This is a genomic window from Streptomyces sp. NPDC097640 (genome assembly GCF_040302705.1).
GTDB lineage: Bacteria > Actinomycetota > Actinomycetes > Streptomycetales > Streptomycetaceae > Streptomyces.
This window is the reverse complement of sequence record NZ_JBEOSB010000019.1, coordinates 206,734-222,478: the sequence shown is the minus strand read 5'-3', so window position 1 is coordinate 222,478 and position 15,745 is coordinate 206,734. Positions and strand designations below refer to the sequence as shown.

The window sequence follows — 15,745 nt, the reverse complement described above, 5'->3', positions numbered from 1 at the left end:
ACCTCCCACACACAACCTGTGTACCCGGGGGGGTGTGGCTCTTTGTGCGGGGGGGGGGGGGGGGGGCGGGGTGGGGCCCGGGGGGGCCGGGGGGGGGGGGGGGGGGGGCGCCCCCCCCCCCCCCCCCCGCCGGATTCGTCGCTGCTAGGGGGCGGCCCTAGCGAAGGAGCTTCTTGAAGGGGTCGTCGTAGGTGCCGAAGGGCTTCGGGGTGGCGGCCAGGGCCTTGCCCGCGTTGTCCTTGGTGACCAGCTCGACCGGTGCCTTGACGTCGGCCGGCAGCTTCTTGCCCTTGGCGGCGGCCTGGCAGGCCTCGAGGCCCATCTGGCCGATGGCGTACGGGTACTGGGCCACGGTGGCGTCCAGGGTGCCGGACTCGACGGCCTTCAGCGCGTCCTTGACCCCGTCCACGCTGATGACCTTGACCTTGCCGGTCTTGCCCGCGTTGGCCACGGCGCGTGCGACGCCCAGGCCCATGTCGTCGTTGGCCACGAAGAAGCCGGACAGGTCCTTGTTGGCGCGCAGGACATCGGTGGCCTTGGTGAGGGCGGTCTGCCGGTCCCAGTCGGCGGCGACGGTCTGAGCCACCGTCAGCTTGCCGTCCACGCCCTTCTTGAACCCTTCGACGCGGGCGTTGCTGGTCACATCGCCGGCGATGCCGCCGATGACGGCGACCTTGCCGCCCTTGGGCAGCAGCTCGGTCATCCGCCGGCCGGCCGTCTCGCCGGCCGCCACGTTGTCGGTGCCGATGTAGGTGGCCGGGGTGGCGCCCGCCGCCTTGGCCGCCTTGGCGTCGACGGGGTTGTCGATGTTGACGATGGTCTTCTTCGCCGCGGCGAGCTTGGCCAGCCCCTGGACGAGGTTGGAGCCGGAGATCGGGTTGACGATGAAGCAGCCGTAGTCCTGCCCCGCCAGCCCGTTCAGCTTGTCGGCCTGGCCGGTGGTGTCGGTGATCGAGTTGGCGGCCTGCACGGTCGTCGACATCTTGGCCGACTTGGCCTGGGTCTCTATGCCCTGCTGCATGCTCTGGAAGAACGGGTTGTCCAGCCCCTTGATCACGGCGGCGACCTTGGTGCTGCCCGACGCGCCCGTGTCACCGGATCCGCAGCCGCTCAGGGCCAGGGCTCCGGCCACGACAGCGGCGGCGGTGGCGACAACGCTCCCTCTTCTCACGGTGGCTTTTCTCCGCATCAGGCGTCCCTTCCGATGGTGATGCGGCTGAACGTAGCCCCGGTTATGAGATCAAGCAACCCTTCTTTCAACTTTTTCCGTCACAAGACGAGCATCTTCCGTCGCATCAAGCCCATCGCTAGAGTGTGCGGGTGGACACCATCAACGCAGGCGCTCTCCGGACCGGGGTCGCTCTCGGCGATGTTCTCGCCCTGTTCCGCGATGTCGACGAGGGCCTCACCAAGGCGGATGTGGTACGGCTGACGGGCCTTTCGCGGACCACCGTCAACCAGCGCCTGGAGAGCCTCCTCGGCGCCCAACTCCTCGTCCCGGCACCGGAGGACGCGCGCACCCGCGGCCGCCCCGCGAGCCGATTCGTCGTCAACCGCCACCGCGGAGTGCTGCTGGTCGCGGACGTCGGCGCCACCGGTCTGCGCACCGCCGTGTGCGATCTGGGCGGGGAGGTACGGGCGGAGCGCGAGGCCACCTCGGATGTGACGGCCGGACCGACGGCCGTACTGGCCCTGGTCGACGAGCTGTTCGGCCGGCTGCTCAAGGAGACACGGCACGACGAGACGGACGTCCTCGGCGTGGGCCTCGGCGTGCCGGGCCCGGTGGACTTCGCCACCGGGCGCGTGGTCAGCCCGCCGATCATGACCGGCTGGGACCGCTACGACATCCCCGGCTGGTTCGCCCCGCGCTACGACTGCCCGGTGCTGGTGGACAAGGATGTCAACGCCATGGCGTACGGGGAGCAGCGGCTGCGCTACCCGGACACCGCCCATCTGCTCATGGTCAAGATCGGCACCGGGGTGGGGACCGGACTCATCGCCAGCGGCCGGATCCACCGGGGGGCCGACGGGGCGGCGGGTGACGTGGGTCACATCCAGGTGACCGTGGACGATGTCACCGAGCCGCCGGTCTGCCGCTGCGGCAACACCGGCTGCGTGGAGGCGTACGCGGGCGGCTGGGCGCTGGTCCGGGACCTGAAGGAGGCCGGCTACGAGGTGACCACGGTGGACGACGCCGTGCGGCTCATCCGCTCCGGCGACGCCACCGCCGTGCGGCTCGCGCGCCGCGCCGCGCGCATCCTCGGCGGGGCCATCGCCGACGCCGTCAACATGTTCAACCCCAGCGTCATCGCCATCGGCGGCCAACTCGCCCACACCGACGAGCAGTTGTTCGCCGGAATCCGTGAGGTCGTGTACGGGCGCTCGCTGCCGCTGGCCACCCGCAACCTCCAGATCGTGCGCAGCGAACTGGACCCGCACGCCGGCATCCTCGGCCTGTCCCAGCTGCTGACCGACGGCCTCTACGCGCCGGAGCGGGTGGTGCAACTCGTGGAGGGCACCGCCTCGTAGGGTTCGGGCCGGCCGGCTACGACGACGTCGAGCCGGCCGAGGGCCGGGCGCCGCCGGGCGGTCCACTGCTCTCGCGGACCACGAGCTCCGTGGCGACCTCGACCCGGGTGGTCTCGGGCTGTTCGCCGGCCAGCAGCTGAAGCACCATCCGGGCAGCGAGCGCGGTCATGTCGGCGAGCGGGGTGCGCACGGTCGTCAGCCGCGGGGTCACCCAGTCGGCGAAGGGCAGGTCGTCGAAGCCGACCACGCTGAGGTCCTCGGGGATGCGCAGGCCCAGGGTGGCGGCCGCGCGGAAGGTGCCGAGGGCCTGGTGGTCGCTGCCCGCGAAGATCGCGGTCGGCCGCCGGTCCAGGGCGAGCAGGTCCAGGGCGTGCCGGTGGGCGAGGTCGTGGGTGAAGTCGCCGTAGCGCACCAGCTCCGGGTCGAAGGGCAGCCCGGCCTCCTCCAGCGCCGAGCGGTAGCCGTCCACACGGGCGCGCGAGGTGAGGCGCCGGGGCGGACCGCTGATGATCGCGATACGACGGTGGCCCAGGGCGATCAGATGGCGCGTGGCGGCCAGCCCGCCGGGCCAGTTGGTGGCGCCCACCCACGGCACGCCGGGCGCGGGCTCGTCGACCGGGGCGACCAGCGCGAAGGGGAGGGAGAGGCGGCGCAGCTCCTCGTGTTGCGCGGTGGTCAGCTCGGGCACGACCAGGATCGCGCCACGGGTGGGCCGGGTGGCCAGGGAGTCCAGCCACTGGCGGGCCGCTCTGGTGCGGCCGTGGGTGGCCGAGACGACCAGGCCCATGCCGACCCCGTGCAGGACCTCTTCCGCGCCCCGGATCAGCTCGACCGCCCAGGGGCTGTCCAGCTCGTTGATGACGAAGTCGATCAGCCCGCCGCGCAGCAGCGCCGGGGCCGCGGCCCGGTGCCGGGCGAGATAGCCGTAGCGCTCCAGCAGGCGTTGGACCTTCGCTCTGGTCTTCGATGAGACATCGGATCTGTCGTGCAGCACTTTTGAGACGGTTGACACGGAAACGCCCGCCTCTTTCGCTATCTCGGCCAAAGTCGCCCCAGCCATTTCGTCCCCAGCCGTTGACCCCATCCGATGTTTCTCCTACCTTTCGGGACGATCTCGGTGTTGCGAAAACTATCGCAACATCAACTCTCAGGCACTGAGGTGGTCTTCGAGGGATGACCGACCGCAACGAGTTGCAGGGCTTCGCGCGCCGGCTCACCGAGCCGCTGCTGCCGCACTTCAGCGAGGGCCGGGCCAGGCTCAGGCTCGGCGTCAACACCGCCATCCACGACGACACGGCCGCCGAACTGGAGTCCTTCGCCCGGCCCCTGTGGGGTCTTGCGCCGCTCGCCGCGGGCGGCGGGGCCTTCGAGCACTGGGGCTACTGGGCGCGCGGCCTGGCCGCCGGCACCGACCCGGACCACCCCGAGTACTGGGGCGAACCCGGCCCCCACGACCAGCGGATCGTGGAGATGGCCGCGATCGGCTTCGCCCTCGCGCTCGCCCCCGACCGGCTGTGGGATCCGCTCAAGGGGCCCGAGCGGGACCGGGTCGCGCGCTGGCTGCGCTCCGCCCTCGACCGCCCGACCACCGAGAACAACTGGCTGTTCTTCCCCGTCCTGATCGGCCTCGGCCTGGACCGGGTCGGGGTGTCCTACGACCGCGGCCCGATCAAGGCCAGGCTGGACCGGCTGGAGTCCTTCGCCCTCGGCGACGGCTGGTACGCGGACGGGCCCACCGAGCGCCGCGACTACTACGTGCCCTGGGCCATGCACTTCTACGGGCTGCTGTACGCGGCGCTGGCCGGTGAGCGCGACCCCGAGCGCGCGGTGCGCTTCCGGATGCGCGCCTCGCTGTTCGCGGCGGACCTGCGGCACTGGTTCGCCGACGACGGGGCCGCCGTCCCGTACGGCCGCAGCCTCACCTACCGCTTCGCGCAGGCCGCGTTCTGGGCCGCGCTGCCGTACGCCGGGGTCGAGGCGCTGCCGTGGGGCGTGGTCAAGGGGCATCTGCTGCGCCATCTGCGCTGGTGGCAGCGGCGCCCGGAGGCCCTGGGCGAGGGGCTGCTGTCCATCGGGTACGGCTATCCGCAGCCCGCGCTCGCCGAGCAGTACAACGCCCCGGGCTCCCCGTACTGGGCGATGAAGTCCCTGCTGCCGCTCGCGCTCCCCGCCGACCACCCCTTCTGGACCGCGCCGGAACTGCCCGCCCCCGCCCTCGCCCCGGTCAGCGCCCAGCCCCACGCGGGCGCGGTGCTGATGCGCACGGGCGGCGAGGTCACCCTGCTGGCCGGCCGTCAGCACCACGCGTGGGTGCGCCACGGGGCGGAGAAGTACGCCAAGTTCGCCTACTCGACCCGGTTCGGCTTCAGCCTGCCCGCGGGTCCGCTGGGCCTGGAGCAGGGGGCGTACGACTCGATGCTCGCCCTCAGCGAGGACGGCGCCCACTACCGCGTCCGCGAGGAGCCCGGCTCCACCGAGGTGGACGAGGACACGGTCCGCTGTGTGTGGCGCCCCTGGCCGGACGTGGAGATCACCACCTGGCTGACCGCCGCCCCGCCCTGGCATCTGCGCACCCATCGCATCCGCACCGGGCGCGCCCTGCACACCGCCGAGGGCGGCTTCGCGATCGACCGCGACCCGGGCCTTACCCGGCAGGGCTGCGCCGGGCGGGCCCGCGCCTGGGGACCGGCCGGGCTGACCGGGCTGATCGACAGCGACGGACAGCGCACCGGACAGGTCGTCGACTGTCTGCCCGGCACCAATGTGCTCGCCCGGCGCACCGCCCTGCCCACGCTCACCGGACACCTTCCGCCCGGCGAGCACTGGCTGCGCTGCGCCGTCCTCGGCACCGCCCCGGGGCCGGACGGCGAGGCCGCCTGGAGACGCCCACCCGCACACCCGAACACTGGAGGACGCACATGAGATCCGCGCTCAGGCTCGTGTCCATGGGCGCCGCGGCAGCGGCGGCCCTGGTCACGCTCTCGCTCCCGGGGGCCGCGGCCGCCGACACCACGCCCGGCGCACCCCGCGGCCACACGTACCACGTCGCCACCTGGGGCGCCGACCGGGACAGCGGCAGCGCGGAACACCCGCTGCGCACCATCGGCCGCTGCACCGAGCTGGTCCGCCCCGGGGACACCTGTCTGGTGCACCGCGGCCGCTACCGCGAGCGCGTCACCCCGCCCTCGGGCACCAGGGGCGCGCCGGTCACCATCGCCGCGTACGGGGACGGCACCGTCACCGTCGACGGCACCAGGACCGTCACCGGCTGGCAGGACGCGGGGGACGGGCTGGTCGCCGCCGACGTGGACCTGCCGCTGCCCGCCACCGAGAACGCCCTGTTCATCGACGGCGAGCGGGCCATGGAGGGCCGCTGGCCCAACTCCGGGCCCGATCCGCTCAACCCGTCCTGGGCCGTGGCCGAGCGGACCTCCACCGATCAGCACATCGACGACCCCGACCTGCCGGCCGGCGACTTCACCGGCGCCACCGTCCATCTGTGGGCCGGGTCCAACCCGTGGAGCCAGCAGACCGGCACGGTGATCGCCACCGCCCCGGGCGCGCTCGACTTCAAGGGCGGCAACTACCGCTGCACCCCGCTGTGCATGGGCAACCAGAACTACCGCAACTACTACCTGGTGGGCGCCAAGTCCACGCTCGACCAGCCGGGCGAGTGGTACTACGACAAGGACGCCAGGCGGCTGTACCTGGTGGAGCCCAAGGGGGGCCTCGCGGGCCACACCGTGACCGCGAAGTACCAGAGCTGGGGCGTGGACCTGAGCGACAGCTCGTATGTCACCGTCCGCGGGCTCGACCTGTGGGGCACCTCGCTGCGCACCGGCGCCAACAGCACCGGTGTGCTCGTCGAGAAGCTGCGGGCCCGCTACATCTCCGAGTTCTCGACGCTGCCCATGCCGCGCGACGACGAGCTGGCCATCCCGCCCTTCGAGGGCCATATCGTCGCCTCCCGGGTGCTGGACTCGGGGGTGCAGATCCTCGGCAGCGGCAACACCCTGCGCGACAGCGACATCGGGTACTCCGCGGGCACCGGCGTGCTGCTGCGCGGCAACGGCAACACCGTCACCAACAGCTATATCCACGACGTCGGCTGGATGGGCAGCTACACCCCCGGCATCGAGGTCAACGGCAGCGGACACACCGTCACCCGCAACACCATCCGGCGCACCGGCCGCGCGAGCATCGACACCGCGTGGCAGCTCAACGGGGTGCCCTTCCACGACAACCGCATCGCGTACAACGACCTGTCCGAGGCCATGCGCACCTCCCGTGACGGCAGCCCGTTCTATGTGTGCTGCAACCTGGACGCCAAGGGCACCAGCGTGGACCACAACACCGTCCACGACGCCGACGGCCAGGTCGGCTACTACATCGACAACTCCTCCGGCAACTTCCTGCTGCACCACAACGTGGCGTACAACACCGGCTCCCGCGGCACCTTCTTCAACGGCCACAGCAGCGTGAGCCTCGGCAACCGCGACCACAACTCGTCCTACGGCCTCGGGGTCGCAACGGCCGTCCGGCTCAGCGGCGCGACCGACGCCTCGGGCACCTATGTCAGCAACGACGTGGCGCTCGCGCCCATGGAGATCAGCGGGCCGGGCGACCCGGCCCCGGTAGTGCGGAGCAACCTGCTGCCGCCCGCCGACCCGGGCTACACCGACGCGCGCAACGGCGAGCTGTGGCCGCGCGCGGGCTCGCCCGCCATCGACGCCGGGGAGACCGTGGACGGGGTGACCGCCGGGGTCCGGGGCGCGGGCCCCGACCAGGGGGCGTACGAGTACGGCGCGCCGATCTGGTCGTCCGGCTGCGACCTGCCGGGCTGCCAGTCCCGGGTTCGCAACGACGGCTGGAAAGCCACGGCTTCCGACGGGTCCGACGCCTCCGCCGCCGTGGACGGCGTCCAGACCACCCAGTGGAAGGGCGCCGCCGCACAGGCCCCGGGCCAGTCGCTCACGCTCGACCTGGGCGCGGCGAAGACCTTCGGCCGGCTGTCGCTCGACGCCGGGCTGGACGCCACCGGCCACCCGTACGGCTTCACCGTGTCCGTCAGCGACGACGGCAGCCACTGGGGCGCGCCCCTCGCCCGGGTCGGCGGCCGCTCCTTCACCCAGGACGCGGTGTTCCCGCAGCAGACCGCCCGCTATCTGCGCGTCGAGCTCACGGCCCCCGGAGAGCAGCCCTGGGCCGTGAACGAGATCCGGCTCTACGCCGACGGCCCCGACGCCGCGGCCACCCTCCAGGCCGAGCAGGCCACCTCCGTACGCGGGGCGGAACGGGGCGACGCGGCCACCGGCGTGCTGGGGTCGGGCGACCGGATCGGCTTCCGCGGGGTGCGGTTCGGCGCGGGCGCGGACCGGCTGACCGTACGGCTGGCCTCCGCGGGCTGCGGACGCGGCTGCTCGCTGGAGCTGCACCTGGACGCCCCGGACGGCCGGGTGGCGGCCACGCTGCCCGTGCGGGACACCGGGGGCACGGACACCTGGCGGGAGCGGTCGGTGGCACTCCCCCGCACCGTCACCGGCACGCATGACGTCTACCTCGTCGCCACCGGCGGCCCCCGGGTCGCGGCCCTCGACTGGCTGACGCTGCGCCGCTGATACCCGCGGGACACATGGCTGGGACGGGCCGGGTCAGGCCCGTCCCAGCAGTGTGTCCCGGTGGAGCCAGGCGAGCCTGAGCAGGGCGGCACCGGCGGGCTGCATGGGTTCGACGGTGGTGAGCCGCGCGATGTGGTCGGCCCGGAAGGGGACGCCCAGGGAGCGGCCGGTGCCGTCCTCGACGCCGACGAGATGTCCTTCGTCGTTCGTCGCGGCCAGGTCCCGGAAGAGCTCGTCGAAGACCTCGGCGTCCAGGACGAGGACGGTGAGCAGGTCGGTGACGAAGGTCAGCGCGTCCACGCCGAGCCCCAGCCAGTGGACACGTGCCGCGCCCGAGGCGCGCGCCTCGCCCAGGGCCCGGTGGAAGGGCCACCCGTCGTAGTCGATGGGGGTGGTGTCGCTGCCGTAGTCCTCGCTCGTGCCCAGCAGTTCCTCGCTGAGCTCCCGGACGATCGCGCGCCACAGACCGAAGTCGTTGGCCTCGTTCCACGGGGCGTCGTGGGACGGCTGGAACATGCCGACCGGCGTCACCTGGTGGAGCCCGCCCCCGGTGGCGACCTTCGCCGGATCGCGCCAGTGGAGGACGAATTCTGCGTGATGGGCCGGGTCCTGGCGCAGAAGGAGAGTGCTGACGGCCGCCATGACCGGGCGGCGCGTCAGATCGGTCGGGTCGCCGACGAGAGCGCGGAACGGCGTGCGGGCCGTGTCGCCGCCATGCGAGGCCGCGGCGAACTCGTGTGCCGCTGCCTCGCAGATGTCGATGACGTCGAAGTAGTGGCCGCGGCCGAAGGTGAGCGTGGGCGCGTCACCGCCCCTCACCCGGAGCAGCCGGTAACACGCGCGGTTTTCGAACAGGCGGGGGCGCGCCAGCTCACCGACGGCGTCGGAGTAGGTGGCATACGGTGTGCCGTCTTCGCGCAGCGGCCGGATGGGGTCGAGCGCGGGGCTGCGCCCGTCCACCTCAGTGGCGGGGGTCCCGCCGGTCCACACCGGCCGCACCCGCTCCAGCGGGACGGGCCGGTCGGGGATCCATCCGGGCCGGGCGAGGAGGGGGGTGCCGGCCACCCGCCGGTGGGCGGGGAAGGCTTCGGCGGCGCGGGCGGTCAGGTCGGCCCGGCGCCGGTTCAGGTCCGCCCGTACAGAGCGCCACTGGTCGCGGGTCCGGCCGGGCCGGGCGCGCGGGGTGGATTCGGGGTGGTCATGGGTCACCTTCCCCTCTCTACCAGTCTTTGCCGGCCCGCGTTGCGGTGTGCCCGGCCGGTGGCGCGGCCACCGGCCGGGCACGGCCGTCACCTCCGGTACTCGACGGCGCCGAGGTCCGGGGAGCCCTGGTAGAGCCGGGTGCCGATGTAGTCACGGCCGCCGTTGTCCGCGGTGGCCGCGCCGGTGTCGATCAGCGGTGAGCCCTTGGCCGGGGCGAGGCCCAGGGCCGTCTCGAGCTGCGGTCCGGTGGCGGCGGTGCCGTACGGACCCGATACGGCCGGGTCCCGGAACAGCGGGTCGCCCGTGCGGGCCGCCGTGTCGGTGGCGGGGACCGGCAGCGTGGCGCCGCCGTAGAAGTTGCGGGAGTAGGTGATGGTCGGGCTGGTCGTCAGGGACGCGTCGGCGACCGACGAGTAGAAGGCGTTGTCATGGAGGTCGTAGCGCGCGGCGAGGGAGGAGCCGTAGCCGTACACGACATAGCGGCTGGTGGTGTTGGACACCGTGTTGTTGTAGACCTCGGCGGTGGCCGCCTTGTCGGAGTGCAGATAGATCGGGTACCGGGAGTTGCCGCTGAGGATGTTGTAGCGGACCACGACATCACCGAACGCGAACTGGCAGAGCAGGAGGCCGTCGCCGTTGTCGTGGACGAAGTTGTACTGGATGACGACCCGTGTGGTGCCCTTGTCCGCGTCGATGCCGTTGGAGTCGGCGCCCCCGGCCTTCTGCTGCGTCCGGTACACCTCGTTGCGCTGGATCACCACGTCGTCGGAGTAGTACGTCTCGATGCCCGAGGTCCCCGTGGCGTCCACGACGTTGTGGTCGACCAGGGCGCCGCGCACATTGGTCAGATACACCCCGTTGCACCCGTAGGCCGTGCCTGCCTGGGTGATGTAGTTGTCCCGGATGGTGACGTCGGTGTGCGGGGTGAAGGTGGTGTCGCCCGCCGAGGTGCGGGTGCCCCAACCGGTCGGCGTGGCGATGGTGTTGCCGTCCGCGTCCTTCCCGTCACCCGTGTACTGCTTCACCACGATCCCCGCGAACGAGGTGTTGCGCACCGTGGAGTGGCGCACCTGGATGTCGTTGAGGACCGTCGGGGCGGCGGGGGGCGCGGTGATGTCGGGCACGGTGGTGTCGAAGATGATGCCACCGGTCTTCTTGGAGCCGTCCCAGCCCGTCTTGAAGTGGATTCCCGGGGCGTTGTTCGAGACGCTGCCGCTGATCCAGTTCACCTCGCCGGTGACGTCGTGGACATCGACCCGCTCGATGACGAAGTGGTCGAGCCGCCGCGAGTCGTCCCCCGACACATGGATGCCGCGCAGGTCGCGCAGGTTCTCGCCGGGCGTGCCGGTGGCGGGGACCTCGTTGCTGACGTCGAGGTCGCGGATCTCCCAGTACTCCTGGTTGAACAGGCGGACCGCGTCATCGACGCGCCCCTCCCCCTGGATCCGCGGCTTCGCCCCCTTGCCGTAGCCGCCGATCGCGATCGGCCGGTGCTCCTCCCCCGACCCCTTGGGCCACAGCTGTCCCTGCCATGACCCGCCGGCCTTGAGCAGGATGCGGTCGCCGGGCTGGAACGTCGTCCGGTTGACCTGGTCGAGGCTCCGCCAGGGCGTGCTGGCGCTGGTGCCCGGGGCGCTGTCGTCCCCCGAGCGCGAGTCCACGTAGTACGTGGTTCCGCCCGGCGCGTCGGCGGCCAGGGCGGTGGCGGGCTGCCCGAGCAGCGAGAGGGCGCCCAGGGCGACCGCGACGAGCGAGCCGAGCAGCCGCCCGCGTCTGACGCGTCCGGCGCGCCCGGCTGGGTGTACAGGTGTCATCATCGACCCCTTCCTCGGGATGGGTGCCGCGCTGCGGCCGAGTCATGGAAAGCGCTGTCAGCAATCCCTGTCAAGACATCAGACGCCCGTTTCGCCGAACACAGTCTGTGCACTGCCGCTTTGTCGCCTCCGGCGGACACTTCACGGGCCTTGTCACCACCTATCGGAGACAGCGCTTTCTAGCCCCCGGGACGGTCGCCCAGATACCCCCGGGGGTAATTCTGCTAGGGTCGGCGATATACCCCGGGGGGTAAATGACACACGAAGGGAGAGCGCAGGTGTTCTTCATCGACACCGTGGACGTGCCGGGGCTGGGAAACCGCGGCTATCTGGCCGGCGGCCGCGAGACGGCCGTGGTGGTCGACCCGCCCCGCGACATCGACCGGGTCATCGCCATGGCCGCCCGGCGGGGAGTGCGCGTCTCGCATGTGGTCGAGACGCATGTGCACAACGACTATGTGACCGGCGGCCTGGAGCTCGCCCGGCTCACCGGCGCCGCCTACCTGGTCCCCGCCGGGGCGCGGGTGGCCTATGAGCGGGTGCCGGTCGACGACGGCGACACCGTGGACATCGACGGCGGGCTGGCGCTGTGCGCACTGGCCACCCCCGGCCACACCCCGCACCACACCGCTTATGTGCTGGAGGAGGCCGGGCGGGCGGTGGCCGTCTTCACCGGCGGGTCCCTGCTCATCGGCACGGTCGGGCGCCCGGATCTGGTGGAACCGCGGCTGACCGAGCGGCTGGCCCGGGCCCAGCACGGCTCCGTCCGCAGGCTCGCCGCCGAGTTGCCGGACGAGACCGCCGTGCTGCCCACCCACGGCTTCGGGAGCTTCTGTTCCTCCGGGCCGGCCACGGGCGACACGACCACGATCGGCGAGCAGCGCGCCACCAACGAGGCGGTCGCCGAGGACGCCGACACCTTCGTCGCCCGGCTGCTGTCGGGGCTCGACGACATACCCGCGTACTACGCGCACATGGGCCCGGCCAACGCCGCCGGACCGGCGCCCGTCGATCTGACCCCGCCCGCCCGCGCGGACGCCGACGAGATCGCCGCACGCCTGGCGGCCGGCGAATGGGTCGTCGACCTGCGCGGCCGGATAGCCTTCGCCGAGGGCCATGTCGCCGGGACCTTCAACTTCGCGGCCGACGGCCAACTCGCCACCCATCTGGCCTGGTTGATCCCCTGGGGCAAGCCGGTCACCCTGCTCGCCGAGTCGGCCGGGCAGCTCGCCGCCGCCCAGCGCGAGCTCGTGCGCGTCGGCGTCGACCGGCCCGCTGCCGCCGCCACCGGCCCCCTCGCGGGATGGCTGCGGGACGGGGAGCGCCCGCGCTCCTTCCCGCGCGCCACCTTCGCCGAGCTCGCCGCCCGGACCGCGGACCGGGACACGGACCGGGACACGGACCGGGACACGGCCACGGTCGTCCTCGACGTACGCCGCGCGTCCGAGCGCGCCCGGGAGCATCTCGCGGGCTCGGTGCACATCCCCCTGCACCAGCTGCGGGACCGGCTCGCGGAGGTGCCGCCGGGCACCGTGTGGGTGCACTGCGCCGGGGGTGCGCGGGCCGCCGTCGCGGCCTCGCTGCTGGACGCCGCCGACCGGTCCGTCGTGGCCGTCGACGACGGTTTCGACTCCGCCCGGAACGCCGGGCTCCCGGTGGTCTCCGGCGGTCCGGGCGACGGCGGCGCGACGGCGTGAGCGCACCGCTCCTCGCCCTGGCCGCCGGGGCCGTCGTCGGCCTCGCGCTGGGCGCGCTCGGGGGCGGCGGCAGCGTGCTGGCCGTCCCCGCCCTGATCTATCTGCTCGGCTTCACCCCCGCCGCGGCCACCACCGCGAGCCTGATCCTGGTCACCGCCACCTCCGCGACCGCGCTGTACGCACATGCGCGCGACGGCCAGGTCCACTGGCGTACGGGGGCGCTCTTCGCGGCCGCGGGGCTGCTGCCCGCGGCCCTGGGCGGACTGGTCGCCGGCCGACTGCCACCGACCCTGCTGACCGGGGCGTTCGCGGTTGTCGCGGCCGCCGCCTCGCTGCGTATGTTCCGCCACGCGCCCGCCCCGGAGGACGACCGTCCGGTGCGGCCGGGCCGGGCGGCCGCGGCCGGGGCCGGTCTCGGCGCCGTGACGGGCGTACTGGGCGTGGGCGGCGGCTTCCTCGCCGTACCGGCTCTCGTGGGCGCCGTCGGCCTGCGGATGCGGGCCGCGGTCGGCACCAGCCTGCTGGTCATCACCGCCAACTCGCTTGCCGCGCTGCTCACCCGCGGCGGCAGCGCCCACGGCATCGACTGGGCGGTCCTCGCGCCCTTCACCGGGACCGCGATCCTCGGCGCCTGGGACGGAAAACGCCTCGCGGCCAGGGTCTCCGGCCGCGTGCTCCGACGCGTCTTCGCCTCGGTGCTGCTGGCGGTGGCGGCGTTCATGCTGATCGACGTGATCGTATGAGCGTCACGGTCACGCGAGCGAGAGAAACAGCTTCTCCAGCCTGGCACGCATCTGTTCCCGGTCCTCGTCCGCGTTTCCGCCCGCCTCGACATCGGTCAGACACTGCTGCAACCCGGTGGCGATGATCGCGAAGCCCGCCCGGTCCAGGGCGCGGGACGCGGCGGCGAGCTGAGTGACGACGTCCTCGCAGTCCCGCCCCTCCTCGAGCATCCGGATCACGCCGGAGATCTGCCCCTGGGCACGCCGCAACCGGTTCAGCACGGCCTTCAGCTCCGCGCTGGCGAGATCCAGTTCCACGAAAACTCCTCCACGAAATACCCCTAGGGGTAATTTACTCCCCGCCCGGGGCATCGTCGACAAACACTCAGGATGGCATCCACCATGAACGCTCCCCACGCCTGCACCGCCGACCAGGCCCGCGCCCGGCTGCACGACCTCACGGTCATCGACGTCCGCACACCGGGCGAGTACGCCTCGGGGCATCTGCCCGGCGCCCACAACATCCCCCTCGACCAGCTCGTCCGCGCCCTGCCCGCGATCGAGGAGGCCGCCGGGAGGGGCGGGATACTGGTGGTCTGCGCGTCCGGCGCCCGCTCCGCGAAGGCGTGCGAGACGCTCGCCGAGCACGGGGTGGCCGCCGCGACCCTGACCGGAGGGACCGGCGCCTGGGCGGACCGCGGCCATGAACTGCACCACCCCACGGCCGCCTCCCGCGCCACCTGGAGCATGGAGCGCCAGGTCCGGTTCACCGCCGGGGCCGTCGTGCTGACCGGCCTGGGCCTCGGCCTGCTGCACCCGGCCTGGCGACTGGTCTCGGCGGGCATCGCGGGAGGTCTGGTCTTCTCGGCGCTCACCGACACCTGCGGCATGGCCGCGCTCCTCGCCCGGCTCCCCCACAACCGCCCCCGCCCCGCCGACCTCGACGCCACGCTGGCCGCCCTGCGGCGGGGCTGAGCACGGGACACCGGCTGAGCGCGGAACACCCCCCACGGCCCATCGGGCGGGACGCGGGGGGTGCGGTGTGTCAGAGCCTGCCCACGACCTTGGTCGGGGTGACCCGTACGACGAGACGCTCACCGTCGTCCTTGGACGCCGGGTTGAAGGTGGCGTAGTCCTCGCCCGTGTACTTCTGCGACACCTTGTTCAGCACTTCCTTGTCGGTGTCCGGGGTGAGGGTGGCGGTGCCACGCACCTCCGCGTAGACGTACGGGTTCTCCGGCGGGTTGACCATCACGGTTATCCGCGGGTCACGGCTGAGGTTCTTCCCCTGGAGCCGGTCCACGGTCGTGGAGAACAGCAGGTCGTCGCCGTCGCGGATGACCCAGACCACCGTCAGATGAGGGCGGCCGTCCGGTGAGATGGTCGCCACGGTCGCGAAGGCGCGTGATTCATCGAGGTACTTCTTCAAGCCGTCCGAGAGGCTGGCCGCCACAGTTCAGAGCCTTTCCGCAGGGGGCAGGTACCGCGACACCCCGGGGGTGTCCGGCCGGAACGTACCACCTCAACACCCGTACGGATGCGGGCATTCCCCGGCCCCGGCGGCGAACCGGCCGCCGGTCACCAGCCCTTGGTCACCCGGTACTCCCTCAGGGACCCGCAGTTGCTCCCGTAGGTCCAGGTCGTCTGGTTGTCGATGCCACCGGCCCAGTCCACGCACTTCCCGCGCGCGGCGAGGTACACCGGGCCCGCGTACGACGTGTAGTAGCCGGAGTCCTCCTGCGGCTCGCCACCGTCCGTGTAGACGTAGGCGAACATCGGGACCGCGGAACCCGCGGCGTTCCGGACGGTGACCACGCAGTTCTTGCCCTTCGTGGCGTTGTACGTCAGGTAGACGGTGCCCTTCTGGCCGATCGGCGCCGAGTTCACCACCTTGTAGCCGCTCCCGCAGACCCCGTTGTACGCCGCTGCCCTGGTGGCGGCCGTCGCCTGCGGGGCCAGGGCCGCGGTGCCGGCGACGGCGGAGGCGAGGACCGCGGTGGCGGCCATATAGCGAGAAAGCTTCATGTATCCCCCTTATTACCTCTGGACGCTGTTTGCGTCATCCAGGAGACATGCGAGGGGGTCGGATGGTTGTAGGCGCGACCGCGGGACGACGTCGTCGATCCGCGGACCATAGCCGTGGGAGCGCTCCCGTGGGACCA

13 protein-coding genes are annotated in these 15,745 nt (G+C 72.5%); 6 read left to right on the top strand and 7 right to left on the bottom strand.

From position 1 onward, the window contains the following. Positions 1–157: 157 nt before the first annotated feature. Positions 158–1,171, bottom strand: coding sequence for a sugar ABC transporter substrate-binding protein (locus tag ABTY62_RS28635; protein ID WP_352132287.1), 1,014 nt, complete (start codon positions 1,169–1,171; stop codon positions 158–160). 149 nt (positions 1,172–1,320) lie between these two features. Between ABTY62_RS28635 and ABTY62_RS28630 the strand changes: the two genes are divergently transcribed. Next, positions 1,321–2,529: an ROK family protein gene (locus tag ABTY62_RS28630; RefSeq protein WP_352132286.1), complete on the top strand. Its 1,209-nt coding sequence runs from the start codon at positions 1,321–1,323 to the stop codon at positions 2,527–2,529. A gap of 16 nt (positions 2,530–2,545) precedes the next feature. Here ABTY62_RS28630 and ABTY62_RS28625 read toward each other — a convergent pair whose 3' ends face one another. Further along, complete coding sequence (locus tag ABTY62_RS28625) at positions 2,546–3,589, bottom strand: LacI family DNA-binding transcriptional regulator (protein ID WP_352132285.1); 1,044 nt, start codon at positions 3,587–3,589, stop codon at positions 2,546–2,548. A 113-nt stretch (positions 3,590–3,702) separates the two neighbouring features. Here ABTY62_RS28625 and ABTY62_RS28620 point away from each other — a divergent pair, with 113 nt between their 5' ends. Then, positions 3,703–5,451, top strand: a complete 1,749-nt coding sequence (locus ABTY62_RS28620; protein ID WP_352132284.1) for a DUF2264 domain-containing protein — start codon at positions 3,703–3,705, stop codon at positions 5,449–5,451. Further along, the gene (locus ABTY62_RS28615; protein ID WP_352132283.1) at positions 5,448–8,147 is read left to right on the top strand and encodes a carbohydrate-binding protein; all 2,700 of its coding nucleotides are present in this window, start codon (positions 5,448–5,450) and stop codon (positions 8,145–8,147) included. The genes ABTY62_RS28620 and ABTY62_RS28615 overlap by 4 nt, the downstream gene beginning before the upstream one ends. A 33-nt stretch (positions 8,148–8,180) precedes the next feature. Here the strand turns inward: ABTY62_RS28615 and ABTY62_RS28610 are convergent, their stop codons facing one another. Together ABTY62_RS28610 and ABTY62_RS28605 are read right to left on the bottom strand one after the other, a co-directional pair. After that, the gene (locus ABTY62_RS28610; RefSeq protein ID WP_352132282.1) at positions 8,181–9,356 is read right to left on the bottom strand and encodes a hypothetical protein; all 1,176 of its coding nucleotides are present in this window, start codon (positions 9,354–9,356) and stop codon (positions 8,181–8,183) included. A gap of 80 nt (positions 9,357–9,436) precedes the next feature. Next, positions 9,437–11,167, bottom strand: coding sequence for a right-handed parallel beta-helix repeat-containing protein (locus ABTY62_RS28605; protein ID WP_352132281.1), 1,731 nt, complete (start codon positions 11,165–11,167; stop codon positions 9,437–9,439). A 275-nt stretch (positions 11,168–11,442) separates the two neighbouring features. Between ABTY62_RS28605 and ABTY62_RS28600 the strand changes: the two genes are divergently transcribed. Beyond that, a complete protein-coding gene (locus ABTY62_RS28600) occupies positions 11,443–12,861 on the top strand; it encodes an MBL fold metallo-hydrolase (protein ID WP_352132280.1) in 1,419 nt (472 codons plus the stop codon). Next, a complete protein-coding gene (locus ABTY62_RS28595; RefSeq protein ID WP_352132279.1) occupies positions 12,858–13,604 on the top strand; it encodes a sulfite exporter TauE/SafE family protein in 747 nt (248 codons plus the stop codon). Before ABTY62_RS28600 ends, ABTY62_RS28595 begins: the two co-directional genes overlap by 4 nt. Before the next feature lie 9 nt (positions 13,605–13,613). Here the strand turns inward: ABTY62_RS28595 and ABTY62_RS28590 are convergent, their stop codons facing one another. Further along, complete coding sequence (locus ABTY62_RS28590) at positions 13,614–13,901, bottom strand: metal-sensitive transcriptional regulator (RefSeq protein WP_311729002.1); 288 nt, start codon at positions 13,899–13,901, stop codon at positions 13,614–13,616. A gap of 84 nt (positions 13,902–13,985) precedes the next feature. Between ABTY62_RS28590 and ABTY62_RS28585 the strand changes: the two genes are divergently transcribed. Continuing rightward, positions 13,986–14,558 carry a rhodanese-like domain-containing protein gene (locus ABTY62_RS28585; RefSeq protein ID WP_311729001.1) on the top strand — a complete coding sequence of 191 codons (573 nt, stop codon included), beginning with the start codon at positions 13,986–13,988 and terminating at the stop codon, positions 14,556–14,558. Positions 14,559–14,628: 70 nt separating this feature from the next. On the opposite strand, the gene ABTY62_RS28580 is transcribed toward ABTY62_RS28585, so the two are convergent. Beyond that, positions 14,629–15,036, bottom strand: coding sequence for a PPOX class F420-dependent oxidoreductase (locus tag ABTY62_RS28580; protein ID WP_352132278.1), 408 nt, complete (start codon positions 15,034–15,036; stop codon positions 14,629–14,631). A gap of 125 nt (positions 15,037–15,161) precedes the next feature. Continuing rightward, a complete protein-coding gene (locus tag ABTY62_RS28575) occupies positions 15,162–15,608 on the bottom strand; it encodes a spore-associated protein A (protein WP_502997531.1) in 447 nt (148 codons plus the stop codon). Between the last annotated feature and the right edge of the window lie 137 nt (positions 15,609–15,745).